Origin of the sequence: Castellaniella sp., from assembly GCF_049650445.1 — a bacterium.
Taxonomy (GTDB): Bacteria; Pseudomonadota; Gammaproteobacteria; order Burkholderiales; family Burkholderiaceae_B; genus Castellaniella.
The window spans coordinates 143,709-153,534 of sequence record NZ_JBASAD010000011.1 but is presented as its reverse complement, the minus strand read 5'-3'; the positions used below and the strand labels follow the sequence as shown (position 1 = coordinate 153,534).

9 protein-coding genes and 1 tRNA gene are annotated in these 9,826 nt (G+C 65.2%); 9 read left to right on the top strand and 1 reads right to left on the bottom strand.

Features of this window, described 5'->3' with window-relative positions; translation table 11 throughout:
- Both WA983_RS03505 and WA983_RS03500 read left to right on the top strand, forming a co-directional pair.
- The coding region (locus tag WA983_RS03505; RefSeq protein ID WP_424311602.1) for an FAD-dependent oxidoreductase at positions 1–1,057 on the top strand (1,057 nt) is incomplete at its 5' end.
- Positions 1,058–1,185: 128 nt separating this feature from the next.
- The gene (locus WA983_RS03500; protein ID WP_424252339.1) at positions 1,186–3,372 is read left to right on the top strand and encodes a glycoside hydrolase family 31 protein; all 2,187 of its coding nucleotides are present in this window, start codon (positions 1,186–1,188) and stop codon (positions 3,370–3,372) included.
- Here the strand turns inward: WA983_RS03500 and WA983_RS03495 are convergent.
- Positions 3,350–4,135 (bottom strand): metallophosphoesterase, encoded by a 786-nt coding sequence (locus WA983_RS03495; protein WP_424252337.1) that lies wholly within the window; start codon positions 4,133–4,135, stop codon positions 3,350–3,352. The genes WA983_RS03500 and WA983_RS03495 overlap by 23 nt on opposite strands.
- Before the next feature lie 122 nt (positions 4,136–4,257).
- On the opposite strand from WA983_RS03495, the gene WA983_RS03490 reads away from it, so the two are divergent.
- The 7 genes from WA983_RS03490 (at position 4,258) to glnQ (ending at position 9,709) form a co-directional block, all read left to right on the top strand.
- Positions 4,258–4,333, top strand: a tRNA-Lys gene (locus tag WA983_RS03490).
- Between the two features lie 331 nt (positions 4,334–4,664).
- A complete protein-coding gene (locus WA983_RS03485) occupies positions 4,665–5,678 on the top strand; it encodes a methionine ABC transporter ATP-binding protein (protein ID WP_424252335.1) in 1,014 nt (337 codons plus the stop codon).
- Positions 5,675–6,331, top strand: coding sequence for a methionine ABC transporter permease (locus tag WA983_RS03480; RefSeq protein ID WP_424252333.1), 657 nt, complete (start codon positions 5,675–5,677; stop codon positions 6,329–6,331). Before WA983_RS03485 ends, WA983_RS03480 begins: the two co-directional genes overlap by 4 nt.
- Positions 6,332–6,359: 28 nt before the next feature.
- Positions 6,360–7,145, top strand: a complete 786-nt coding sequence (locus WA983_RS03475; RefSeq protein ID WP_424252332.1) for a MetQ/NlpA family ABC transporter substrate-binding protein — start codon at positions 6,360–6,362, stop codon at positions 7,143–7,145.
- Between the two features lie 140 nt (positions 7,146–7,285).
- Positions 7,286–8,041 (top strand): glutamine ABC transporter substrate-binding protein GlnH, encoded by a 756-nt coding sequence (gene glnH, locus WA983_RS03470; RefSeq protein WP_424252346.1) that lies wholly within the window; start codon positions 7,286–7,288, stop codon positions 8,039–8,041.
- 103 nt (positions 8,042–8,144) lie between these two features.
- Positions 8,145–8,984, top strand: coding sequence for an ABC transporter permease subunit (locus tag WA983_RS03465; RefSeq protein WP_424252330.1), 840 nt, complete (start codon positions 8,145–8,147; stop codon positions 8,982–8,984).
- On the top strand, positions 8,981–9,709 hold the full coding sequence (gene glnQ / locus WA983_RS03460; RefSeq protein WP_424252328.1) for a glutamine ABC transporter ATP-binding protein GlnQ: 729 nt from the start codon (positions 8,981–8,983) through the stop codon (positions 9,707–9,709). Before WA983_RS03465 ends, glnQ begins: the two co-directional genes overlap by 4 nt.
- Positions 9,710–9,826: the final 117 nt, after the last annotated feature.

Below are 9,826 nucleotides of genomic sequence, written 5' to 3'. Positions count from 1 at the left end.
GGCCGGTCGCGGCCACGAGGTCGAGGTCTGGGACCCGCAGTGCGCCCTGGACGTCGATCCGGCGTTGCGCCGGAGAGGGGCTGCCGCGCTGGTGCCCGCCCTCAGTCCGGACGACGACACGCGTTCGCGCCTGAGCCGGGCCGGCCTGGACCGGGCGCGCGCCCGTTGGCTGGGGCTGTGCGAAGCAGCCCGGCCGCAGGCCTGCGGTGCTCTGGTCTGCGCGCAGTCGGAATCGCAGGCGCATGTGCAGCGTCAGGCCCTGGTGCGGCTGGGCTTTCCGGAAGGCTGGGTGCGCTGGCTCGACCCCGTGCAGGCGGGGCTTCAGGCCGGGGCCGGGGTGCCTTGGGGCGGGCTCTGGTTTCCCGGCGCGCTGCGCGTGTGTCCGGGCGAACTGATTGCCGCGCTGCTGGGCTTGCCGGGCGTGACGCGCCGGCCCGCCGCCGTCGATTCGCTGGCCCAGGTGGCGGACGGCGGCTGGTCATTGCGGGACGCCGAGGGGCGGGAAGTGGGGCGGGCGGACCGGGTCGTGGTGGCCAATGCGTTGCGGGCGCGAACTTTGCTGGCCGATCTGGTGACGGTCGAGCGTCTGCCGGTCCTGTCGGGGCTTACGCCGCTTGCGGGGCAGGTCAGTCTGTATCCGGCGGGCGCGTCTGATGTGCCGCGTTGTGTCCTGTCGGGCCATGGCTATTGTCTGCCGCCTCGGGATGGCTGGGGCGTGGTCGGCAGCACCTACCGGCCCGATGTGGCCGAGGCCGTGGCGGATGAGGCCGGTCACCGGGACATTCTGGCACGCGTACAGGGCTGGGTCGCGGCGCGGGACATCCCCTGGCTGGGGCGGGGCGAGGCAGTGGGATGGGCCGGCTGGCGGGCCGCTACGCGCGACCACTTGCCCCTGATCGGTGCGGTGCCGGATCGGCCGGGGCTGTGGCTGGCGTGCGCCTATGGGTCGCGTGGTCTGAGCTGGTCCGCCCTGGCGGGCGATCTGATCGGCGCGTGGCTCGATGGCGAGCCCGTGCCCGCCGAACGTGAACTGGTCAGGCGCATTGGTTTGCGTTGAGGAGCCTCCGAATCAGAGGTTCCTGAGGCCGGGATTTTATTTTATGGCGCAAATCCGTCAGAATAACGTCTTTTGCAAGCCGCATCTCCGCAAGACGCTTGCGGATCAAGTGCCCAGAGGATCACGCTGTGTCACCCACCATCGAATTGGCGGACCAAGTTTTCGAGACCGGCCCGGTCGTGACGACGCCTTCCTGCGTCGAATGGGCGTTGCATGCCGGTGAATGGCGCCTGCGAATCGAGGCCCATGCACCTGGCGTGTTCCGCCTGCGTTGCGGGCCTGTCGCCTGGCTGGAGCCCGGCAAGCCGACGCTGCGCGCGCAGCGCCAGGCCGACCTGCTGCTGGCACGCCAGGAACCGGTCGGGGAAATGGAATGCCAGGCAGCGATGTCGGGCGGCTGGCGCCTGACTCAGGGCGAAGCCGGTCTGGAGATCGGTGGGTCCGATTCCGGCCTGCGGCTGTTCCGGGGCGACCAGTGCGTGGCCCGCGCCGATCTGCCGGTCCGGCTTTCCGGCGACGGTGATGAGGCCGTGTGGCCACTGGCCTGGACACTGGAACCCGACGAGGGCCTGTACGGCCTGGGAGAGTCCCTGGGCGATCTGGATCGCCGAGGCGCCCGCCTGGTGTCCGACCAGCCGGCGGACCGCAGTCTGCCTCTGGCCTGGAGCCCGCGCGGCTGGGGTGTGCACGTCAATACGCTGGATCGTGTGGAACATGATCTGTCAGTCGATGGCATCTATGCCGTCCAGACGCGGGGCGAGGGCCTCGACCTGTTTCTGTTCGTCGGCGAACCGTCCGAAATTCTGAACCAATACACGGCGCTCACCGGACGCGCCGGGCAGCCCAATCTCTGGCCCATGGGCGTCTGGCTGGACCAGGCGCCGGGCCAGTCCGCCGAATCCAGCCTGCAGCAGATACGCAGCCTGCGCGGCCAGGGCATGGCGCTGGATGCGCTGGTGCTGGCCGATCCGGCCATCCTGGGCTTCCAGGCCGACAAGCCCGTCTTCGAATGGTCGGACCGTGTGCCCGACTGGCGTGGTTTTGCGGCCGCGGCCGCCGCGCTCGACGTGCATCTGGCAGGGGCCTGCATCCCTGGCGTCCTGCAGGGCACCCCGCTGTTCGAAGAATGGGAGGATCGGGGCTGGCTGCTGTGCGATACCGAAGGCGACCCCTGGGTCTGTCCCGGCACACCGGCTTCCGGCGGCCAGCCGTTCGGGCTGCTGGACCTGACGCACCGGGATGCGGCCCGCCTGTGGACCGAACGTCATTTGCAGGCCGTTGAAGAAGGCCTGGATGCGCCTGTCTGCCAGGCGCAGTTCGCCTTGCCCGATGGGGTCGAGGCGCGTGGCGGCGAAGCCGGTGCCGTGCTGCGGACGGCCTATCCCCATCTGGCGCGCCGTGCCCTGTTCGACGCCGTTGCCGGCCCGCGTACGCCCCAGGAAGGCGTCCTGCTCAGTCGCGACCTGTTCCCCGGGGTGCAGCGTTTCGCCTGGCAGCAGGGGCCAGCCGTGGACAACGACTGGGACGGCTATGCCGCCACCTTGCGGGCCGCTCTGTCGGTCGGCAACAGCGGTGTGGCGGTGCAGACCCACCGCCTGGGTCATTCCGGGCGGCCGACCGATGCGTTGACGCCCGAACTCTATCTGCGTTGGCTGGCGATGGGCGTGTTTTCCGCCAATTTCAGCTTTCAGGGCTTGCCGGCGCTGATGCCGGACGCCTTCGATGCCGACACGCGTGCGCTGATCGCACACTGGCTGCAATGGCGCTATCGCTTGCTGCCCTATGTGGCCGGCATCATCGACGACGCCGTGCGCACCGGCCTGCCGGTGCAGCGGTCCATGGCTCAGGCCTATCCGGCCGACGCCGACGCGCATGTCTGGGACACCCAGTACCTGCTGGGGCCGGCGTTGCTGGTGGCCCCCGTCATGCAACCCGGGGGTGTGACCGAGGTCTATCTGCCCCAGGGTGACGCCTGGTGGGACCTGAACACGGGCTGGCGCTACGAAGGCGGCACCCGCTGGACGGTGCGTCCGGGCCTGGACACGCTGCCGGTCTTCGGCCGCGAGGGCCATATGCTGTGCCTGGGGCCGACGGCCCAGCACACCGGCGAAATCAATTCGGCGCGCATCCTCGAAGAAGTCTGGATGTTCGGGATGCCCGAACACAACCCGGTGGTCATGCGCAACAAGATCCGCGTGATGCAGATGCAGGGCTCCAGCTACATCAAGGGCCTGGAAGGCCTGCGCATCCTGCCGTCCGAAGGCCTGGAGGTCAAGCGCCGGGGCGCCGAAGTCAGGATTTCCAGGGCACGGTGATACACAATCCCGGATCGAAGTCCGGGTTCTCGTTGACCCCGTCGCGGCAGTAGCCGCGCGGGTTGCAGATGACGCGCGCACCGTACACCGAATAGTCGAAACTGTCATGCGTGTGGCCGTGGATCCAGAGATCGGCCCGGCCCAGCAGGCTGGCGCACTCGGACACGAAACCTGCGCTGATCAGGGATTCGGAAAAGCGCGGATGCACGCTGCGCATGTTCGGTGCGTGATGCGTGATGACCACCGTCGGCCCCGAGTGGGGCTGATCCAATTGGGCGTCCAGCCAGTCGTATTGGGCGCGGAACAGCGCAGCGGCATCCTGAGGCGTGAAACGCGAGCCGTCGCCGTTGCCGATGACCTGAAAGTCGCGCATGAACTCTGCGGTGCGCTCCATCGCCAGGTCGCGCAGTTCGGCGCCGAACAGTTCGAAATCCGTCCATAGCGTGGCCCCCAGAAAGCGCACCCCGCCGATCACCATGGCCCGCTGATCCAGCAGTTCTATGCCGTGCGCCTGCGCCTGGTCGGCCAGTTCCGCGCGCACGTCGGGGATGCCGCCGCCGTAGAACTCGTGGTTGCCCGGCACGTACAGCACGGGGCGGTCGATCCGGCCCGCCCAGTCCATGGCCGCCCGGGGGCGGGCGATGTCGCCCGCCAGGATGGTGACGTCCGCTTCGACATCGGGCAGGTCCAGGCCTTGCTGGCCGAGATGCAGGTCGGACAGGATGTGCAGCCGCAGGGATGGGTAGGTGTTCGGGTCGGACATGGGGGGAGTCTCTCGTGGTCTCCGGAGCCGGGTGATGAAAAGCCTTTTAAAACAAAGCGTTGTGAAAAGACTGTTGAGAACTTGACGCTATCTGGATGTAATGCGAAAATTTAGGGCTTCGTGGGTCGTTAGCTCAGTCGGTAGAGCACCGGACTTTTAATCCGTTGGTCGCGCGTTCGAACCGCGCACGACCCACCAGAATTTCCTTGCGGTATCCAATGCGTAGCGCCTCCCTTCGGGGAGGCGTTCTGCTTTTCCCGGGGCATTGCCATCCTCTTGACGAAACACATGAGGCAAGCTGGGGTCATTGTGCGACCAGCCTCCAGGGATGTGTATCCGTACTTCCGCGTATGTCCCGTCCGGGTCGCGGGCGATCCTCGTCCGGGGGCGCTTGTCAGTCCGTCCTCACCATCGTGCGATTATTATTTTAAGTAATATGCTATCGGCATAAAATGCCAAATCGACATGGTAAATTCCTGTTTCGAATCCCGTTGATCCGGGATCGTTTTTTTCTCAGTGACCACGCATCTTGATCGATCTCGAGAACATCCGTAAGACGTACGAATCCGCCGGTCGGGCGGTGAACGCGCTCATCGACGTCAACCTGAACATCCGCGAAGGCGAGGTCTTCGGCATCATCGGGCGTTCGGGTGCGGGCAAAAGCACCCTGATCCGCATGCTCAATCTGCTGGAGCGCCCCACCGAGGGCAGCGTACGGGTGGACGGGCGCGACATCACGGCGTTTTCCGATGCTCAGTTGCGCGAATACCGGCGCTCGGTGGGTATGGTGTTCCAGCATTTCAATCTGCTGCGTTCGCGCACGGTGATGGACAACGTCTGCTTTCCGCTGCGTCTGTCGGGCATGCCGCGCGCGGACCGCGAGGCGCGTGCCCGCGAAGTCCTGAATCTGGTCGGCCTGGCCGATCAGGCACACAAATATCCGGGGCAGTTGTCCGGCGGCCAGCAGCAGCGCGTGGGCATTGCCCGTGCGCTCGCCAGCAAGCCGCGCCTGCTGCTGTGCGACGAGGCGACCTCGGCGCTGGACCCGGAAACCACCCAGTCCATCTTGCGCTTGCTGGGCGACATCAACCAGCGCCTGGGACTGACGATCGTGCTGATTACGCACGGCATGGACGTGATCCGGGCGGTCTGCGACCGGGTGGCGGTGATCGAGGGCGGCCGTATCGTCGAGGCTGGCCAGGTGCTGGAGGTCTTTCTGCATCCCGGACACGATGCGACGCGTGCGCTGCTGTCTGAAAGCGGTCTGGACGGCGGCGAGGGTTGGCGCGCTCTGGCCCAGGGTGTGCCGGGCCGTCTGCTGCGCCTGAGCTTCCGGGGCGACAACACGGCCAGCCCGCTGCTCAGCCGCCTGAGCCGCGATCTGGGCCTGGACCTGAGCATCCTGCAGGGCTCGGTGGGTCGGATCAAGGATACGCCCTATGGCCAGTTGGTCGTGGCGGCCGCAGGGACCGGGGCCGGTCTGGATGGACTCGCCCCCGCGCTGGATGCGGCAGGCGTCGATTACGAGGTATTGCGGCCATGATGGCGAATGTGGATTGGTGGATGATCGGCGCAGCCACGATCGACACTTTGCTGATGACGGGCTTTTCTCTGCTGTTCACCGTGCTGATCGGTCTGCCGGTCGGGGTGCTGCTGTTTCTGTCCAGTCCGGGGCAGGCCATGGACAACCGCGCGGTGTACCAGACGGTCGCGTTCATCGTGAACGTGATGCGTTCGGTGCCGTTCCTGATCCTGCTGATCGTGATGATTCCGTTTTCCCGCCTGGTGGTGGGGACGGCACTGGGCGTTCAGGGCTCGATTCCGCCGCTGGTGGCGAGCGCCGCGCCGTTCTTCGCCCGGCTGGTGGAGAACGTATTGCGCGAACTGGACCCGGGGGTGAACGAAGCCTGCCGCGCCATGGGGGCGACGTCCCGCCAGACGGTGCTGTGGGCGCTGCTGCCGGAGGCGACCACCGGCATCCTGGCGGCCATTGTGGTCACGGCCATCACCCTGGTCGGCTATTCCGCGATGTCGGGCGTGATCGGCGGCGGCGGTCTGGGTGACCTGGCGGTGCGCTACGGCTATCAACGCTATCAGGGCGACGTCATGGTCGTCACGGTCGTAATTCTGGTGGTCATGGTTCAGGTTTTTCAAGTGCTCGGCGACCGCTGGGTGGCCAAGCTCAACAGACGGTAGTTGTTTCTGGGTTTTTAGGAGAGTTTTCATGTTCAAGAAATTCGCGCCGGTTCTGGCGCTGGCATTGCCCCTGGCCTTCGCCGCTCCGGCGCAGGCGGCCAAGCTGTCCGTGGCGGCCACCCCCGTGCCGCACGCCGAGCTGCTGGAATTCGTCAAGCCCGATCTGGCCAAGGAAGGCGTGGATCTGGACATCAAGGTCTTCACCGACTACGTCCAGCCCAATCTGCAGGTCTCCGACAAGCAGATCGACGTCAATTTCTTCCAGCATCAGCCTTACCTGGATTCCTTCAACAAGGAACACGGCACGAAGCTGGTGCCGGTGGGTCTGGTCCACGTCGAGCCCTTTGGTGCCTACTCGCAGAAGATCAAGGACATCAAGGACCTGAAGGACGGCGCTCAGATCGCCATCCCGAATGATCCCTCGAACGGCGCTCGCGCCCTGCTGCTGTTGCAAAAGCAAGGCCTGATCAAGCTGAAGGACCCGAGCAACATCCTGGCGACCGCCCGCGACGTGTCGGAAAACCCCAAGCACCTGAAGTTCCGCGAACTGGAAGCCGCCACCCTGCCGCGCGTGCTGCCCGACGTGGACGTGGCCCTGATCAACACCAACTACGCGCTGGAAGCCGGCCTGAACCCGGTGAAGGACGCCCTGTTCATCGAGGACAAGGATTCTCCCTACGCCAACCTGGTGGCGGTCCGCGAAGATCGCAAGGACGATCCCGCGATCCGCAAGCTGGTCGATGCCCTGCACTCCGCCAAGGTCCGCGACTACATCCTGGAGCACTACAAGGGCGCCATCGTCCCCGCTTTTTAATTTAGGGGATTTCCCGAAAATTGCGGCGCATGCCCGTGATTCCGGCCTTTTGGGGCGCGGGAATCACGGGCATTTCAGTTAACATGAATGAGAACGCGGCGTACCGGCCGCAGCAAAGACTTCCACAAGGAGACTACATGATGCTGTCCAAGACCTTCAAAGCGGCCCTGGCGGGGCTGGCCCTGACCCTGGCCCTGCCGATGACCCAGGCGTCCGCCAAGGACCTGATCGTCGCCACCGATACGGCCTTCGTGCCGTTCGAGTTCAAGCAGAACGGCAAATACACCGGGTTCGACGTCCAGTTGTGGGACGCCATCGCCAAGCAGGCCGGGCTGACCTACAAGCTGCAGCCGATGGACTTCAACGGCATCATCCCGGGCCTGCAGACGCGCAACGTGGACGTGGCCCTGGCCGGGATCACCATCCGCGAGGACCGCGCCAAGGTCATCGACTTCTCCGAGCCTTACTATGAGTCCGGCCTGGCCATTCTGGTGGCCAACGACAGCCCGATCAAGACCGCGAAGGACCTGGAAGGCAAGACGGTGGCCGTGAAGATCGGCACCGCGACGGTGGACTACATGAAGGCCAACGTGCCCTCGGCCAAGCTCAAGCTCTTCCCGAACATCGACAACGCCTTCCTGGAACTGGCCACCGGTCGTGTGGACGCCGTGGTGCACGACACGCCCAACGTCCAGTACTACGCCAAGACCGCCGGCAACGGCAAGGTCAAGGTCGTCGGTTCGCTCAAGAGCGGCGACTTCTACGGCATTGCCTTCCCCAAGGGCAGCGAACTGGTGCCCGTCGTCAACAAGGCCTTGGCGGAATTGAAGTCCAACGGCACCTACGACAAGCTGTATGAAACCTGGTTCGGCAAGAAGGCCAGCGCCGTAAACTGACCGCGGCTGATTGATTCAACGGCGGCCGGATGCCTGCGTCCGGCCGCCGTTGCCGTATTTTCGGTATCCGTGACGCGGATGCCTGTTTTGATGGGGAAAGACCATGACTTTTGAATGGTCCGCTATCTGGGCCGCCTGGCCCGACCTGATGGCTGGTGCTTGGATGACGATCCAGATCACCCTGCTGGGCCTGGTGGGCGGCACGATCATCGGCGCCCTGTCCGGGGTCGTGGTGACGTACGTGCCGGTGCCCGTGACGCGCCGTTCCCTGGCCTGGAGCCTCGTGATCGTGGTGCTTGCCGTGATCCTGCTGCGGCTGGCATCCTGGCTGGGCGACGGTCCTCTGGCCGGCGTGCCCGACGAGGCCTGGTGGGCGCTGCGACTGGCGGTGCTGGCCTTGTTGGTCTGGCGCTTTTTTTCCTGGGTGCCGCTGGTGCTGTCCTTTCTGTCCCAGGTCTACATCCTGGTGATCCGTGGCACGCCGATCGTGGTCCAGGTGATGTTCATCTATTTCGCGCTGCCGCTGCTGGTGAACTTGCGCATCGATGGCTTCACGGCCGCGACCGTGACGCTGATGATCAATTCGGGCGCCTATATTGCCGAGATCGTGCGCGCCGGCCTGCTGTCGGTGCCCAAGGGCCTGTACGAAGCCGGGCAGGCCATGGGTCTGCCGTTTCACAAGATCCTGGCGCGCATCATCGGTCCGGTGGCGCTGCGGCGCATGATTCCCACGATGGGCAACCAGTGCATCATCAGCCTCAAGGACTCGTCCCTGTTCATCGTGATCGGGGTGGCTGAACTCACCCGCCAGGGTCAGGAAATCATCGCCGGTAATTTCCGTGCCGTGGAAATCTGGGGCGCGGTGGCGGTGATCTACCTGATCATGACGGGCTGCATCGCGCTGGCGTTGAAATACATCGAACACAGGACGCGCATCGTATGAGCATCGTCGAATTCAAGAACGTCACCAAGTGCTTTGGCGACAATGTCGTCCTCGACGGCATCGACCTGAGCATCGATGCGGGCGAGGTCGTGGTCGTGGTGGGGCCGTCCGGTTCGGGCAAATCCACCTTTCTGCGCTGCATCAACGTGCTGGAAACCATCCAGGGCGGGGATATCATCGTCAACGGCCACAGTGTCCTGGGGCCGCCGGCTCAGGTGCGAGAACTGCGCCGAGAGGCCGGCATGGTGTTCCAGCAGTTCAATCTGTTTCCCCAGCTCACGGCGCTGGAGAACGTCATGTTCGGTCCCGTCCACACCCGGGGCACGCCCCGCGACCAGGCCCGCGCACAGGCGCTGGAACTGCTGTCCAAGGTGGGGCTGGCCGAACGCGCCGGTCACTATCCCGGGCAGTTGTCCGGTGGCCAGCAACAACGCGTGGCGATCGCCCGCGCATTGGCCATCAAGCCGCTGCTGATGCTGTTCGACGAACCGACGTCGGCGCTGGACCCGGAACTGCGCCACGAGGTCCTGAAAGTGATGCAGGACGTGGCCGAGGCAGGCATGACCATGATCGTGGTCACCCACGAAATGGAGTTCGCCCGCAAGGTCGGCAGTCGCCTGATCTTCATGGACGGCGGCAAGATCGCCGAGGACGGCGAGCCTGCGGCCTTGCTCAGTCAGCCGCCGAGTCAACGGCTGCGGGACTTTCTGCAGCACGTTTCATAAATTCAAATGCCCGGATGAGATCGGACATGGGGCAGTCCCTTGCGGACTGTCCCATGCCTATCGAATCCGAGTGCCTTGCAAGGTACGAGGCGGCGGGCATTTGAGCTTTTGCTGGGG